Annotated in this window: 10 protein-coding genes; 2 read left to right on the top strand and 8 right to left on the bottom strand. The window is 64.8% G+C overall.

What is annotated here, in order from left to right; genetic code table 11:
- Positions 1-41: 41 nt before the first annotated feature.
- Positions 42-1,661 (bottom strand): FAD-dependent oxidoreductase, encoded by a 1,620-nt coding sequence (locus tag ACFQB0_RS12710; protein WP_386732223.1) that lies wholly within the window; start codon positions 1,659-1,661, stop codon positions 42-44.
- Positions 1,658-2,710 (bottom strand): LacI family DNA-binding transcriptional regulator, encoded by a 1,053-nt coding sequence (locus ACFQB0_RS12705; RefSeq protein WP_386732220.1) that lies wholly within the window; start codon positions 2,708-2,710, stop codon positions 1,658-1,660. The genes ACFQB0_RS12710 and ACFQB0_RS12705 overlap by 4 nt, the downstream gene beginning before the upstream one ends.
- A gap of 191 nt (positions 2,711-2,901) precedes the next feature.
- Here ACFQB0_RS12705 and ACFQB0_RS12700 point away from each other — a divergent pair, with 191 nt between their 5' ends.
- Complete coding sequence (locus tag ACFQB0_RS12700) at positions 2,902-5,526, top strand: hypothetical protein (protein ID WP_386732217.1); 2,625 nt, start codon at positions 2,902-2,904, stop codon at positions 5,524-5,526.
- A gap of 729 nt (positions 5,527-6,255) precedes the next feature.
- Here ACFQB0_RS12700 and ACFQB0_RS12695 read toward each other — a convergent pair.
- Positions 6,256-6,960, bottom strand: a complete 705-nt coding sequence (locus ACFQB0_RS12695; protein WP_386732214.1) for a GAP family protein — start codon at positions 6,958-6,960, stop codon at positions 6,256-6,258.
- A 72-nt stretch (positions 6,961-7,032) separates the two neighbouring features.
- Between ACFQB0_RS12695 and ACFQB0_RS12690 the strand changes: the two genes are divergently transcribed.
- On the top strand, positions 7,033-7,668 hold the full coding sequence (locus ACFQB0_RS12690) for a TetR/AcrR family transcriptional regulator (protein ID WP_386732213.1): 636 nt from the start codon (positions 7,033-7,035) through the stop codon (positions 7,666-7,668).
- A gap of 258 nt (positions 7,669-7,926) precedes the next feature.
- On the opposite strand, the gene ACFQB0_RS12685 is transcribed toward ACFQB0_RS12690, so the two are convergent.
- From ACFQB0_RS12685 to ACFQB0_RS12665, 5 genes are all read right to left on the bottom strand, one after another.
- Positions 7,927-8,712, bottom strand: coding sequence for a glucosamine-6-phosphate deaminase (locus tag ACFQB0_RS12685; protein WP_386732210.1), 786 nt, complete (start codon positions 8,710-8,712; stop codon positions 7,927-7,929).
- A 340-nt stretch (positions 8,713-9,052) separates the two neighbouring features.
- Complete coding sequence (gene nagZ, locus ACFQB0_RS12680; RefSeq protein WP_386732207.1) at positions 9,053-10,588, bottom strand: beta-N-acetylhexosaminidase; 1,536 nt, start codon at positions 10,586-10,588, stop codon at positions 9,053-9,055.
- A gap of 182 nt (positions 10,589-10,770) precedes the next feature.
- Positions 10,771-11,937, bottom strand: coding sequence for an ROK family transcriptional regulator (locus tag ACFQB0_RS12675; RefSeq protein WP_386732204.1), 1,167 nt, complete (start codon positions 11,935-11,937; stop codon positions 10,771-10,773).
- 167 nt (positions 11,938-12,104) lie between these two features.
- Positions 12,105-13,988 carry a heavy metal translocating P-type ATPase gene (locus tag ACFQB0_RS12670; protein ID WP_386732202.1) on the bottom strand — a complete coding sequence of 628 codons (1,884 nt, stop codon included), beginning with the start codon at positions 13,986-13,988 and terminating at the stop codon, positions 12,105-12,107.
- Positions 13,989-14,533: 545 nt separating this feature from the next.
- Positions 14,534-15,748 carry an NADP-dependent isocitrate dehydrogenase gene (locus tag ACFQB0_RS12665; RefSeq protein WP_386732199.1) on the bottom strand — a complete coding sequence of 405 codons (1,215 nt, stop codon included), beginning with the start codon at positions 15,746-15,748 and terminating at the stop codon, positions 14,534-14,536.
- Positions 15,749-15,764 lie beyond the last annotated feature (16 nt).

Genomic DNA, 15,764 nt, shown 5'->3' with positions numbered 1-15,764 from the left:
GCTGACCAGCTTCTTTGCTGTGTTCATGCGTCTTCTTTTCTCTAGTAGCCGACGATCTCGGGCCAATGGATTTCAACTCCGACCTCGACGAGGCGGGTTTGGAACTGGCGCACCAGTCCTGGGTCCGAGAGGACATCTCTCGGGGTCATGGACTGCTCGAGGCAGTAGCTCGCGAGTTCACCGGCTGATTCGCCGATGTTCCACTCCACGGGGTGGAGCCGGTAGGCGCCATTCGTGATGTGGGTGGTGCCGATGTTCTTCGCGGCAGGGATCAGGTTGCGCGTGCGCACCGGCACGAGGGCGCCGAGTGGGATCTCGAACGGAGCACACTCGATGTCGAGGTAGTTGTCGCCGCCGGTGGAGGGGTGCAGATCGATGCGATACATCCCCACACCAACGGAGTTTGGAAAGCGGGCAGGTCCAGCGTCGCCGCGGGCGACGACCGATACGTCTTGCTCCACGACGGTTGTGACTGCGACGATGCGTCTTGACTCACGAATGTAGGGAGCTTGCGCGAAGCCGTCGTCGGTGCCGACGACATCGCCGCGGAGCCGGAGCCCGGGCCAACCGTGCCCTCCGTCTGGCCGGGGGGCCTCGGTCTGTAACCAATAGAAGTAGGCCCGCGACTGCGCTTTCGCCTGGGCTAGATGGAAGTCGCGGTCCGGGGTGTCGATGACAGATCCCCCGAGATAGTCGAGCGATGGCCAGTTGGCGAGCACGATGTCACTCGGGAAGCTGCCCGGAAGGAAGTTCTGGCGCGCCACTATGCGGCGGAACTCCCACAGGTCCTGGTCGCCCGGGTCGAAGCGAGGGTCGCCATCCGCATGGTCGTCACCGACCGAAGAGTTCACGTGAAGCGTGCGCTCCTCGGGTTCGAGTGTGCGCGGGTTCGGTGCCGTGAACGAGAGCATCGGGCCACCCCAGAACGACGGTGCCAGTTCGAGCCAGTGTTCGTAGTCGTCTGGCCGCTCGATGGTGTGGTCGCCATCGACGTGGTCGAACACAAAGCACCAGGCGATTGATTGCACGTTCGAGGGGTCCGCCGTCTCCGGCGCGCTGGGTTCCCCGGTCTGCCCCCGCGACTCGGAGCCCACGATGTACTCGGTTCCGGTCAGCGGGAGTAGATCTCCCGTCTCCGTGGCGTCGAGCACTAACGGAGCATTGACCACGACCTCATTTCCGGTCCGGACATTCCGGAGCGTGATCGAGTCGACGTTGTCTCCAGAGACCTTGGCGGTGACCGGAACGTAGGGTTGCAGGACTGTCAGCAGTCCGCTCGAACAGTAGGGCGCCAGAAGTTGGGTGATCGCCGCGACGGCGACGGTGGGCTCATGACAGAGTTGGCTCACGCGGCCCAGGCCCGGGTTCAGTTGGGGGTTCTTGCGGGCTGCATTCGTCAGCGGATAGAAGTCGCGGTAGTACTGACGGATGCCTTCGCGAAGCGCCCTGTAGCTTGCTGTTATGCCGAACTGCTCGACCCAGATGTGCTCGTCAGGCGGCACCGCCTGGGAGGTGAGCTGACCGCCGAGCCACGAATACTCCTCGCTCAGCGTGACGCGGTGGCCGCGTCTCAGCGCCGCCAGGGCGGCTGCCACGCCGCCGAGCCCGCCGCCGATGATCGCGATGTCGGCCGTGATGGCGCGCTCGATCTGGCCGCTCACGAAGCGGAGTCCGGCGGTACGAGGGTTTCGCCGAACTCGAGCTTGCCGTCAAGCAGGAGTTGGGTGTCAAGGTCGGACCACTGTTCGGCTGGGGTGATGACGAGCCTCTGCAGCAGGTTCAGGGCCTCGGCGGCGATCTGCTGACGCGGAGTCTGGAAACCGGTGAGCGCGCAGCCTGCAATGCGGTGTCCCCTGACCTCTGCGAGGGACGCGAGCGACACCCGGCGGGGAACGTCGATACCGGCGGCGATGAACGCGAGCGCCACGTCTTCGGCCAGAAAGGTGTCTTCGGCGAAGACCACTGTCGCTCCGGTCGACGCCAAGGTATCGACGACGCTGGAGACGTCGTTCTCTTCGATCGCCAGCAGGGTGAAGCGGATGTCGCCGGACTCGTTCGTGGTGACGATCTGCCCACGGCGATCGCGAGCCGTGGGGCTGTTCCGGTCGCGATGAACGTAGATGCCTTCGCGGTGTCCGAGTTCGCTCGCACGGCGGATCAGCTCGGCGGTCAGCGAGACGTAGTCGATCCCCACATAGGGCACACGCGCGGTGGTCTCATCGCGGCGACCTACTGCAACGAATGGGAACCTCTCGTCGACCAGACGTTTGAGATCGTCACCGTCCATGTTCTGGCCGAGGAGGATGCAGCCGTCAGCGAGCCGGAGGCGGGTCTTGCGGTGGAAGAGAGTGCGACGACCGTCTTCAACCGGTGAGCTGGTGAAGAAGAGGAGATCGCAGCCGACTTCCTCCGCGGCGCGCTCGATTCCGTTCAACAGTGGGCCGTAGAAGTCCATGCTTTCCGGTGAAAGCGCAGGCTCGTATGTGAAGACGCCCATGATCCGGTTGTCGAGGCCTGCAAGGCGGCGGGCGGCGGGATCGGCCACGTAGGTGGATTGCTCGATCGCCTGCTTGACACGCTCGCGGGTGGCGGCGGGAATCCGCACGTTCGAGCCGTCACGATCGTTCAGCACCATCGAGACGGTGGTCTGACTGACGCCCGCCAGGCGGGCGATCTCTTTCTGGGTGACGTTGCGCGTCTTCGGTGACATGCGACTTCCAATCACGAACTGATAATGCCTATTTGCACGGTGCGAACCCGACGCTAATACCTATCTTCAAATTCCGCAAGCACTCTTGACATCGACCATGTGAAGTCCGCATGATATATCCAGACACATTGATAATAGGTATTATCAAAATAAAGCAGTCGATTCACATCGACTCTGCGGCAGGAGAGACAATGACGTCGACCAAACGATCCGGCATCTCCCGCCGAGGTTTCCTTGGTGCCACCTTCGCAGCGGGGGTGTTGCTCGTCGCCGAGCCGAGCCCCATCCACGCCTCCGCCGCGGCGGGCGATGTGACGCTGAGCGCCGGAGGGATCAGCATCCTGGCGAGTGTGGGAGGCAGGATCGCAATCCGCGACGGCTCTTCCGTGATTCGCTCCCAAGGATCAAAGTTTCAGATCAAGGACAGCTCAACCGGCATACAGCTCTCCACCGGCGGTACGCCCTCGCTCGTCACGCTCACCGATGGTACGCCGGGAATCCGCATGGACTACACGATGCCCACGGCAGCCGGCGCCGTCGCCGTCTATGGCCTATTCTCGGTCTCGACCAACCACGCTCACCTCGAATGGCATATCTCAGGTCCCTCGACGCTCATCCCTGACGGCTTTCTGTTCAGTCGCGCAATCCTCTCCGCGAGCGAAGCGGACCGATTCGTGCCGATCACCGATTGGGTACGCGATGACGGTGGCGGAATCCCGTTCGAGGAGACCTCGGGTATCGCGCACGTCTCTACCTGGAACGCACAACACGGAATGTTCCTTCTGGAGAGGTCAAAACAGGCCTGGACGAACTCCACCTGGATACATTCTCCCGGTGTTTTGCAGGCCGACGGCAGCTACGTCAGCCAAGCCGACTTCTTCTTCAGCGACACCCGCCCCTCCGCCACCGCGGTGATGGGCACGAGCCGGCAGCTCGGCGTGGAGATCTGGACAGACAAAGCGTTCAACATCTGGGAGACTGCGGGCGAGACGATGTCGGTGACGGCGCTGGTCGCCAACGGTTGCGAGGCTGCGCGCGACGTCAAGTTGTCATGGTGGGTGCGCGACTACGATGGCACTATTCTCGCCACAGAGGCGGTTGTGACGAATGTGGCCGCGACATCCACCTGGCAGCACACATTCAGCGTGTCCGCTCCCGCCCAGGGGATTGCGCTGGCAGAGATCTCCGCAGCCTCTGACGCCGACGTGGCGTTCGCGCGCACGACCTTGACCGTTCTCCCGTCGCGACAATATCTTGCCGGCGAGGCGAGCATGTTCGGCATCGCCAATTACCCCTGGCTTCAGGTGCCGTCGGCGACGGCCTTGCTGGATCTCTGGCAGAAGGTGGGCATCAACTGGGTCCGCATCTCTTATGAGGGTGGCCCGGGGCTTCCTCCGTCGGCGTTCGACGAGCGCGGGATGTTTCACAACGTCGAGCTCCAGCCTTCACTCGAGGCGAGTGACGCAGTCGCCGCGCAGTGGGCCGCCGCGAAGCTGGCGACAGCGGTCTCGGCCGGTGCCTCCTATTTCGAGGTCGGTAACGAGCTGAACCGGCCATTCAACACGGGAGTCGCTGCCCAGGCCTACATCGACAAGGCACTCCAGCCCGTCGTCGTCCAGGCCGCGACGCTCGCCAATCCGCCCAAGATCCTCAACAACGGGCTCGCAGGGATGGATAAGCCCTGGGTCGAGAACTTCTATGCTGCAGGCGGCTGGGATCTCATCGACGGCTTCGCCTACCACCCCGGCCGTGGCAACTTCACCCCCGATTACATCCCTACAGACGAGAACTGGGAAGCCACGAGCAACGGCCGCTATTGGAACTTCTACGGCGGACTCCTTCAGCTGAAAGAGCTGATGGCCGAGTACGGCGAGAAGGAGATATGGCTCACCGAAGCCTATGCGTGCACCCGCCCCAATGGATGGTGGAACGACACCTACCGTCATGCCGCCGAGAACGTCCTGCTCACCTTGGCGCTAGCGAAGGCCGAAGGCATCCGATGCGTTTGCTGGTACCAGTTCCACGACAGTGTTCTCGGGCAACCTCAAGTTGCCAATGCCGAGGACGGCGAATACCACTACGGCCTCATGAACCGAGACGTCAGTGCGAAGCCATCATTGCTCGCTTACGCCACAGCAGCGCGTATCTTCGACCAGGCGACCTTTATAGGATGGCTGGCATTCGACGACCAGAATCTAAGAGGTCTTCTCTTTGATACCCCCGATGGGGAGGCCGCAGTTCTCTGGAGCAGGGCAGATGGCTACATTTTGAACCCTGATCATGCTGCGGACGATCCTCACTTCGCCGCGCCGGAGGTGTGGGTCGATCCGTGGCCGACAAAGACGAACTTGACGGTAAGCACCGCGGCGGAATCCGTCACCCAGCTCGACTCGATCGGTCGGAGCACTGCGCTGACCGTGACGAATCGCACGGCCACCCTGCTCCTCGACGGTGCACCCCGGATCTTCTTCGGCTTGGCCCTGTCAGGAGCTCAAGAGGGCGCTCTTTGGACCTCTGGTCCCGTGACCGTTCAAGCGCGGCGCGACGGTGAAAGGATCTCACTCCTCGTGACCGTCTTGAACAGCGCTGCGTCGAACGCTGACATACGAGTCACCACCCCCTTCGGAGAGAACAAGCTCACGAAGCTCAGCGGTGGGCAGACTGCGGAGCAGAACTTCCCGACCGAGAGTACAGAGATATCGAATGGACAAGTGACGGTGGCCATCTACCACTGGAACAACGGGAACCCTGATCGCACTCGGTACTCCGTGAACTACGGCGCATTCACTCTTCGATCGTGGCTGGCAGAAAACTAAGTATCAACCGCACCGACGACGCCCCCACAAGGAAGCCGAACATCGGCAACGCACGCAATCCTGAAATAGAGAACAGCTGCCGACTCCGGGTGCGGTGCACTCGGTCGTGAGGATGCTGCATTTGCGAACCGATGAACATTGGACTCTCGAGAGGCTCGCCAAGGAGGCAGGATGTCTTCGCGCTCAGCAAATGGCGGGCGTGCTGTTGAGAACCGAGCTGAGCGTCGGCGTGTAGTGGCTAGCCCAGCGTCCGGACGGAACTCGCTCGTGCCTATGCCCGAGGATCAGCTCAGGGCAGTCCTAGCCTCCAACGTTGGTGCCGATCATTCAGAACGCGATATCGGCATCGTCGCAGGGGTCATGGGCGATCAGTGGGTTCATCGCCGCTCCGAGTTTTCTCGAGCGTTGAATCCTGGGCAGGCGAGTCCTCGCGTGGTGTGGTTTCGCGAGGAGGTCCAAGGATCTCGTCACGAAGCTCTTGAAGAATCCCCGGCGCATGACGACCCGCTGTGCTTCGCCGCGAATCCCAGAGCTCTAGACCGCCAAGCGCGATCAACGCAAGGCCGATAGGTCCGCCCTGGAACCAGAGGACGTGGAGATTCCAGAAGAAGATTGCGAGAACGGTCCCGGCTGCGATCGAGACCGATCCGAGTATGGCTTTTGGTTTCATCGTGACTTACTCCTCTTGGCTGTTGTCATCTGCTCGGCTGCTGTCATTGGGGGTAGAAGTCATTGGGGTAGAAGATCGAGGCGAATAGCGGCGTCTGCGGCGAGTAACCCGCCAACGGCCATGAGAACGGTTCCGATTACGACATCGGCGTGCCGCTCCAGCCATCGTTCGAGGAGCTCGAACAGAGGTGAGACCCGGCCTCCGGCGAAAGTCCGGATCGTCAGAAGCACGACGGCGGGAAGCATCATGATGACGACATAGATCGCGAGTACCGCCGAGGCGTGCATCGGTGCCAGGCCGGACCTCGCCAGCATTCCTATCGCCACGAAGAAAGGCAGCATGCCAGCCAGCTCCAGCACCCCTGCGGCCAGGGCAAATGCTATGACCCCGCGTGCCTCTACCGGACGGAGCGCACGAGACCTCCATCGCTGAAGCCGCGGAGAAGGGCGAGCAGATGACGAGCTCCTGCGGTCGACCATCACACCGAGTGCGACGACCACCGCACCGATCACCAACTGAGACCACCCCCAGGCACGGCCGGCGCTCATCTGCGCGACGAACGGCACGACCTGGTTCACGGACACCAGAAGGATGAGACCTGCACCCCAGTAGAAGCCGGCGAGGACCACGAGGTAGAGCGCGATGCGTCGCGGCACGGCTCGGGAGCCGATCATGAGCCACACGGGGATGACCAAGGTTCCGATGCTGGTGCTGTCGGCAAGCGCCAGAGCGACGATCACGCCCCCCTCCGGGATCGTCACCACGTATCCTCCTTTTCAACACACTTGTACCGTAACAGCGGCGCGTATGCAACACAAGCGTGCTATAAAAGAGACATGCCGAAGGTTGTCGACCATGAGGCCCACCGCGCAGAACTCGCCGCCGCAGTCTGGCGTGTCATCGGGCGCGGGGGAATGAGCAGCGCGACGGTACGCGCCGTTGCAGCCGAGGCTGGCGTGTCACCCGGCGCGCTTCGCCACTACTTCTCTGACCAGGCGGGACTGCTGCGTTTCGCCGCCGAGATGATGACCCAGCGCGTGGTCGAGCGACTGCGCGGACACATGGCCGAGGGCGATACTGGCCGGGAGCTGAGCCAACGACTTCTGGAGGAGATGCTTCCGCTCGATGAAGACCGCCGGATCGAGGTGATCGTCTGGCTCGAAGGTCTATCGCAAGCACGCCTCGACCCGCAGCTTGCAGGCTTGAAGACTGCTGGCTGGTTCGGGGAGCGACACGTCTGTCGCATTGCGTGGGCAAGCGCGCGTGACCTCGCCATTCCGCAGCAAGCGACCGACGAGTTCAGCAACCCCATCGATGAACTCGCCGTGGACAAGCTCCACACATTCCTCGACGGCCTCACGTTGCAGGCGGTCGCCTTTCCGGAACACGTATCACGCGAGGATGTCTCTCGGCGGCTGAGAGAGTTCATATCGATGCTCCTCGTCAACGCGGAACGCACGACGAGTCCATGAGGGCGCGCCGACACGGCTCACCGACGGCCTCCACTCGGTGACCCCTGTCGGCCCGCGCGTGGCGCAAGAACGTACCGCCCCGACGATCATGGCGGACTCGCCCCCGTGTTCGCCCGCGCGTGGCGCAAAAAGTGGAGTCGGTCGAGCATATGCAGACGGCCGGGATCACGCACCGCACGAGCGGGCCCCGCACGCCGGCTTCGGCGTAGAGTCGCGACTCGATGGTGGCCAGGAGCAGCTTCGCGGTTCTGAGAGCCGTTAGAGCTGTTCCCAGTCGAAGCGGTTGGCCCAGACGTGCCGGTAGTAGTCGATGTTCACGAGCTTGCTCGCGGCCCCCTCGTCGACGATCACCGTGGTGTGCGGGTGCAACTGGATGATCGACCCCGGCTGGCTCGCGGTAACGGGGCCTTCGACGGCGGCAGCGATCACATCCGCCTTGGCCTCTCCGAAGGCGAGCAGCACCAGGTGTCTGGCGCGCAGGATCGTGCCGAGGCCCTGCGTGATGCAATACACCGGCACCTCGTCGATCGAGTCGAAGAAGCGCGCGTTGTCGCGACGGGTCTGCTCGGTCAGCGTCTTCGTGCGGGTGAGAGAGGCCAGCGACGATCCCGGCTCGTTGAAGCCGACGTGGCCCGTGCGGCCGATTCCAAGGATCTGCAGGTCGATCCCACCGGCCTCGACGATGGCAGCCTCGTAGTCGTCGCCGGCGGTCTGGATGGTGGCCAGGTCGCCGTTGGGAACCTGCACGAGTTCAGGAGTCAGCCCAACGGGCTCGACGACCTCCTTGGTGATGACCGAACGGTAGCTCTCGGGGTGCTCGACCGGCAGACCCACGTATTCGTCGAGCGCGAAGCCACGGATGCGCGTGACGTCGACGGCGCGGCTCTCGACCTTCGCGGCGAGAGCGCGGTAGCTCGGCAGTGGAGTGGATCCGGTCGCAAGCCCGAGCACGGCGTCGGGCTTGCGCGTCACGAGACTCAGGATCGCATCGGACACCAGCTCGCCGGCTGCGTCCGCGTTTTCGACGATGACGATCTCTGCCACTGTTCAACTCCTCTGAGGGCGGCGGCCACTGGAAAGCCGATGGGAGCGATCTGCGTCCGCCCGACAGGATCGAGCAAGGCGAGCAACCAGGACGCCGCCGCCCAGTCTGCCAGCACCCGGCGTACGTCGCCAATCAGCGGATCGCCGAGGGCGCTCACGCCTTCCGCGATCATGATCCTCGCGACATCCGAGGCCGGCACTCGGCACATGCGTCGTTCGGGCGCATCGGCGACGACCCGAGCACCGAAACCCGGTCGGCATCCGCACCCTGCCCACCCCAGCAGTCTTGGAGGCACCGTGATCGCGGCGGTCTCGATGCCACCGACGTCGACGCCGATCCTCACGGCCGGATGCTCCGATGGTCGAGACGGTCGAGGAGCGCCCGGCCGATGAGGCGCGAGGCACCGAACGTCGCGATGTCGGCATAGGCGCGGTCGTCCGACGGCCAACCCATGTCGACGACGAGCACCTCGGCATCTCCGGCTCGCAGGCGGTCGACCGCCCCGCGAGCGAAGTCGTAGCGGTGGATGTTCCTGCCGACGATCACAACAGGGCCGCTGGACAGCAGCGGTGGCGCGACGTCAGACGCCGAGAGTGAGACGATGCGGGCTGGTTCCCACGCCGTGCCGGCGACGGATGCGGGGTCCTGTGCGGTCTCGGCGAACGGACCCCACGGAGCGACACCGATGGCGAGGTTCGCGACGGTCTCGATGCGGATGACCGCCGCGGGCGTCGGTTGCTCGTCGAGCCAGCGGCGCGCACGCGGTGAGAGGTCGAACGTCGCGATTGCCCGGTCGACGCCGAGGTCGGGGTCCACGACGGTGTCGACCGCGTCCGGCACTGGGATGCTCGCCTCCGCCGCGACGGCGTCGGCAGCGAGGCGCAGCACCCGATCGGCGGCGTCGCGAACGCGAGCCTCGTCGAGTCGTCCGGAGACGACGGCGTCGAGGATGCACTGCTCGATCCGCCCCAACTGCTCGTCGGTGTTCTCGGTTCCGATGCACAACAGGTCGCAACCGGCGTCGAGCGCGCGCACGGCGGCTTCGGGGATGCCGTGGATGCCGCTCGCCCCCCTCATATCGAGCGCGTCGCTCACGATGACGCCGTCGAACCGCAGCTCCTCGCGCAGGAGTCCCTGCAGGATGCGTCGCGACAGGGTCGCGGGCTGGTTCGGGTCGAGCCGGGGAATCAGGATGTGCGAGGTCATGATCGAGCGGGCCCCGGCCGCGATGGCAGCGCGGAACGGCACGAGTTCGCGATCCCACAGCTGCGCGAGGTCGATGTCGACGACCGGCAGATCGAGGTGGGAGTCCTGCGCGGTGTCACCGTGCCCGGGAAAGTGCTTCGCGCTGACAGCGACACCGGTCGACTGGTGGCCGCGGGTCCAGGCCGCAGCATGAGCGGCGACGAGCGCGGGGTCCGAGCCGAAACTGCGCACGCCGATCACCGGGTTGTCCTGGTTCGAGTTGATGTCCGCATCCGGGGCGAAGTTGAGGGTGCAGCCGGCGCGGCGCAGCTCCCAGCCGACGAGGCGGCCGATGTGCTCGGTGTACGCGAGATCGTCCGACCGCCCGAGCACGGCGGCGCCGGGATACAGCGAACCGCTGTCGTAGTAGAGCCTCGTGACATCCCCGCCCTCTTCGTCGATGGCGACGACCGCGCGCGGGTTGGCGGACCGGATCGCATCGGTGAGCTCGCGTAGCTGCGCGATCGACACGATGTTCTGGCCGAAGACGCAGACACCGCCGAGACCGTTGCGCAGGCGCTCAGCCAGCCAGTCAGGAAGGGTGGTGCCAAAGAACCCGGGCAGCAGCGTCGTCGCGATCGTGCGTCGCAACTCGGCCGCAGGACTCAGGGCGGAGCCTTCGAGCGTCATCCCTTGACCGCCCCACTGACGAGCCCTCTCGTCATGCACCCCTGGATGATGAGCGTTCTCTTCATCGCGAATTCCTTCTTTTGGTCGAGTATGGTGCTTTTGGTCGAGTGTGGTGCTTCGGATGTGATCGGGTGATCATCCAGGGCATCGCCGGTTCGAACGCAGCCGGTGGATGGGGTCGTCTATGACACCCCCAGCTGTCCGAAGAGGACCATGACGGCCGCACCGCGCAGAACGATGTCCGGCCCTTGCAAGGTCATTCGGAGCGTCAGATCACCGGTGAACTCGGCCATCGTCCGCTGGTGGAGTGTCTCGATGGTAGCCGCGGCAAGCGGACCGTCGAGCAACTCTGCCGGGCCGCTCAACACGATCTCCGCGAGGTCGAGGGCGCCGACCACGGGGGCCAGGATAATGCCGAGGCGGCGGCCCACCTCGCCAAGTATGAGGTCGTGCTGCTCGAGTGCCCGGTCCGGGTCCGCAAAGCTCGCGTCGACCTGCTCGAGCCGGGCGGTGAGGCGCGGTACAGCGAGCCAGGCCTCGAGACATCCGGCCTTGCCGCACGCGCACAATGGACCGCCGTCCGTGCCGACCACGACGTGACCGATCTCGCCTGCGGCGAAGTTCCCGCCGAATTGGAGGCGGCCGCCGAGCACGAGACCGGCGCCGACCCCGTGGCCCACCTTGACGAGGATGAAGTCGCCGTCCGCGCCGCCGAAGCTGTGTTCCGCCAGCGCCGCAGCATTCGCGTCGTTCGCGACGAGAACCGGGACCGACAGGCGTTCTTGCAGGATGCGCTGCAGTTCCACGCCGCTCCAGCCGAGGTTGGGAGCGGTCAGCACGACTCCGGAGAGGTCGACGATGCCGGGGGAGCCGACTCCCATGCCGAGGATGGGGGCAGTCGCCTGATTGACGAGCTCATCGGCCAGGGCCGTGACGAGGGCGACGGCGGTTTCTCCCGTGCTGCCGGCGAGCGAAACCTCCGAGCGGGAGAGGATCCCCCCATCGAGGTCGAGCACGGCCCCGCGCAGCACCACCGCGTCTGAGAGGTCGAGCCCGATGATCTGGAACGCGGTGCGGTCGATGTCGATGATGGTCGCCGGCTTGCCGGGGCGGGCGTCCTCACGTTGACCGAGTTCGACGATGAGCCCCTCGGCGATGAACTGGGCGACGAGGTCGGAGATGGTGACCCGGGTCAGCCCCGTCTCACGGGCGATGTCGGCGCGGCTCTGCCCTCCCTGGCGATAGAGCGTCTGCAGGACGAGGGAGCGATTGTGGCCACGCGCGTACTCGGGCAGCACCTTGTCGGTGGGGCGGAGGATTCGCCCATGACTGAGCTGCGATGCGGTCATGTTTGTTAGTGAATCTTACGAACAAATTTCACGCAAGTCTGCCACCCGGCTTTCCCGTTCACGAACCAGAGCAGGCACCCGGCTCGTCGCGGAGGCGACGGTCTCGGATCGCGCGAAGCTCACCTTCACATCCACCGACCGCGGTGAGACACGGATGTCACCGGAACTCAGCCAACCGCGGCAGTCACCGCTTCGGGGCGGTCCACCCGTGTGAACCTGGCGATGTCCCGGCGCTGGCCGATGGCACGGAGCGCGTTGAGGATGGTCGCGAGATCAACGAGCTCCTGGATGGCTGCGCCTGCCGTCGCCGGAATGAGGCCGAACGCGGCCACGATCATGAGGGCGACACTGAGCACGATGCCGAGCCAGATGCTCTGCAGGGCGATGCGCATGGTGTCCTGCCCGATGGACACCGCGCGGACCGTGCGCGAGATGTCGTCGAGCATGATCACGGCGTCGGCCGACTCGCTCGCCGCCGTCGACCCCTTCGCCCCCATCGCGATGCCGACATCTGCGGCCGCGAGCACGGGCGCATCGTTGACACCGTCGCCGACCATGATGACGGGTCGCTCCCCGATCGCGGCGATCTCGGCGACCTTGTCGGCGGGGAGACACTCGGCACGCACTCGGGTGATGCCGAGTTCGGTCGCGATGTGGTCCGCCGTGGCCTGGGCATCGCCCGTGAGCATCATGGTGTTCCGCACGCCCAGGGCACCAAGACGGTCGATCGTCGACGCCGCGTTGTCGCGCACACGGTCGCTCGCGAGAAGCGCCCCGGCGAAGCGGCCGTCGACGGCGACGTAGATGGCGAGCTGCCCGCTCTCGATACCGGTCCTCGCGGCGTTCGGCGCGTGCTGGGCCACGAACGCGAACTTGCCGACGACCACCTCGCGTCCGCCGATCCTCGCGACGACGCCGTTGGTCGCCGATTCGCGTGCCCACCCGGCCTCGGAAAGCAGAATTCCTCGCTCGTGCGCCGCGGCGATGAGCGAGGTGGCGAGCACGTGTGAGGAGTACTGCTCGGCGGAGGCGACCATGCCGAGCAGCTCGTTCTCGTCGAAACCCGGTTCTGTGCGAACTTCGACAAGCGTCGGCGATCCCTTGGTGAGGGTGCCTGTCTTGTCGAACACGACGGTCCTCGCCCGGGCGAGCTGTTCCAGCACGCCTCCGCCCTTGACGACGACGCCGTTCCTGGCGGCACGGCTCATGCCTCCGATGAAGGCGACGGGAGCCGCGATGAGCAGAGGACACGGCGTCGCGAGCACGAGCACCTCGGCGAATCGCACAGGATCCCCCGACAGCAACCAGGCGAGGCCCGCGAGAGCGAGGGAGAAGAGCGTGAACGGCACCGCGTAGCGATCGGCAAGCCGCACGACCGGAGCTTTACTCTCGGCGGCCTGGCGCACGAGCACGACGATCCGCTGGTACTGGCTCGCCTCGGCCGTCGCGGTCGCGCGGATCTCGACGGCGAGCTGTCCGTTGACCGAACCGCTCATCACCTCGTCTCCCGCGATCTTCTCGACGGGAACGCTCTCGCCGGTGATCGACGACTCGTCGAGTGCGGTCTCGGCAGACACCAGTTCACCGTCGACGGGAACGATCTCAGAGGGGCGCACGAGCAGCACGTCGCCGACCGCGACCATTGCGACATCGACCTCGACGATGCGGTCGCCGTCCACCCGGTGCGCGCGCTGCGGTGAACGGGTCAGCAATGCGTCGAGCTCCCGCTTCGCCCGCCGGTTGGCGTAGTCCTCGAGTGCCTCGCCGCCGGACAGCATGAGCACGATGACGAGTCCGGCCACATACTCGCCGACGAGCACGGTCGCCACGATCGCAGTCACGGCCAGAATGTCGAGACCCCAGTGCCCGCGCATGATGTCCTTGACCATGCCGACCGCCTGCACCGCCGCGACGACGAGCGCGAAACCGCTGAACAACCACTGCACCCCGGCCGCCCAGCCCCCCGCCCAGAGCAGAAGGCCGATCACCCCCACGAGAACCGTGGCGGCAACGACGGGGTAGCGGCGGATGTTCCTCAGCGACCAAGCCATGAGCCTAGTCTCGCGAAGTGTCATCCGCGCCGCCAGCCTGCCGATGACTACCTCACTCCGGGCGGTGCTGCGAGAGGCCCGACGCGACGCGAACTGCACTCAACCGATCGGTTCCTCTTCTCGATCGACTTCTACGTCGACGGGATGACGAGCACGATCGGTCAGGCGCGCGTCTCGAACTGGCGCAACACACGTCGCCAGATCGACGACCGAAGTCGATCGACGACAAACGCCCGACGACGGCGAGCTTCTACTCATGCGAGAAGCTCCGATTCACCGTGGTCGGTCTCGGCTCGGTGAGCCCATCACGTCGAAGCGAACGCATGAACCTCCACGCCGCGTAGGTCAATACCACGCTCACGCGTTCAAGCCCTCGTCGATCAACTGCCCAAACCGACGCAGAACGGCCGACGCAGAAACTCCTCATCAAGAATGACGGTATGAGCCTGGGACTGTGACATCGAAAACCGAACGTTCGAGGAGGAAGCCAGCTCTCGGGGTCCGCCTCAGACACGACACCTCAGGGCATTTCCGGCGCGAAGCCCCTATGCCAGGCGCGCCTTGAGATTGTCCGCGAGGGTCGCCAGAAACTCCTCGGTGGTCTGGTAGCCCTGCTCCGGGCCGACCAGGAGGGCGAGATCCTTGGTCATCTTGCCGCTCTCGACGGTCGTGATGACGACATCCTCGAGGGTGTCGGCGAACTCGATGAGCGCCTGGTTGCCGTCGAGCTTTCCGCGGTGCTGCAGGCCGCGGGTCCACGCGAAGATGGAGGCGATCGGGTTGGTCGAGGTCGGCTTGCCCTGCTGGTGCTGACGGTAGTGGCGCGTGACCGTGCCATGCGCCGCCTCGGCCTCGACGATCTTGCCGTCCGGCGTGGCCAAGACGCTCGTCATGAGACCGAGAGATCCGAAGCCCTGCGCGACCGTGTCGGACTGCACGTCGCCGTCGTAGTTCTTGCAAGCCCAGACATAGCCGCCCTCCCACTTCATGGCCGATGCGACCATGTCGTCGATGAGGCGGTGCTCGTAGCTCAGACCCTTCTCGTCGAAGGCTGCCTTGAACTCGGCATCGAAGACCTCCTGGAAGATGTCCTTGAACCGTCCGTCGTAGGCCTTGAGGATCGTGTTCTTCGTCGAGAGGTACACCGGGTAGTTGCGGGCGAGACCGTAGTTGAGGCTTGCACGGGCGAAGTCGCGAATGGACGCGTCGAGGTTGTACTGCACCTGGGCGATGCCGTCGCCCGGGGCCTGGTAGACCTCGAACTTCAGTGGCGCCGAGCCGTCTTCGGGGGTGAACTCGACTGTTAGCGTGCCCTTGCCCTTGAACAGGAAGTCGGTGGCGCGGTACTGGTCGCCGAACGCGTGACGGCCGATGATGATCGGCTTGTTCCAGCCGGGGACGAGGCGTGGGATGTTCGAGATGATGATCGGCTCGCGGAAGATGACGCCGCCGAGGATGTTGCGGATCGTACCGTTCGGCGACTTCCACATCTTCTTGAGGCCGAACTCCTCCACCCGGGCCTCGTCGGGCGTGATGGTCGCACACTTGACGCCGACGCCGTGCTTCTGGATCGCGTGCGCCGCGTCGATCGTGACCTGGTCGTCCGTCTCGTCACGCTTCTGGATGCCGAGGTCGTAGTACTCGAGGTTCACGTCGAGGTACGGGTGGATGAGGGTGTCTTTGATGGCCTGCCAGATGATGCGGGTCATCTCGTCGCCGTCGAGCTCGACGACGGTGCCTTCAACCTTGATCTTTGACAATGGGGGTCTCCTCGCA

Source organism: Luethyella okanaganae (assembly GCF_042660285.1).
In the GTDB taxonomy this organism is placed as follows: Bacteria; Actinomycetota; Actinomycetes; order Actinomycetales; family Microbacteriaceae; genus Luethyella; species Luethyella okanaganae.
Note: the sequence above shows the minus strand (reverse complement) of the source record. Positions and strands in the feature narration are given on the sequence as shown.

Bases quoted from the DNA above. Each gene is read 5' to 3' on its own strand.
- ACFQB0_RS12705 (WP_386732220.1), bottom strand. From the start codon at position 2,710: ATGTCACCGAAGACGCGCAACGTCACCCAGAAAGAGATCGCCCGCCTG.
- ACFQB0_RS12700 (WP_386732217.1), top strand. From the start codon at position 2,902: ATGACGTCGACCAAACGATCCGGCATCTCCCGCCGAGGTTTCCTTGGT.
- ACFQB0_RS12690 (WP_386732213.1), top strand. From the start codon at position 7,033: ATGCCGAAGGTTGTCGACCATGAGGCCCACCGCGCAGAACTCGCCGCC.
- nagZ (WP_386732207.1), bottom strand. From the start codon at position 10,588: ATGACGCTCGAAGGCTCCGCCCTGAGTCCTGCGGCCGAGTTGCGACGC.
- ACFQB0_RS12675 (WP_386732204.1), bottom strand. From the start codon at position 11,937: ATGACCGCATCGCAGCTCAGTCATGGGCGAATCCTCCGCCCCACCGAC.
- ACFQB0_RS12670 (WP_386732202.1), bottom strand. From the start codon at position 13,988: ATGGCTTGGTCGCTGAGGAACATCCGCCGCTACCCCGTCGTTGCCGCC.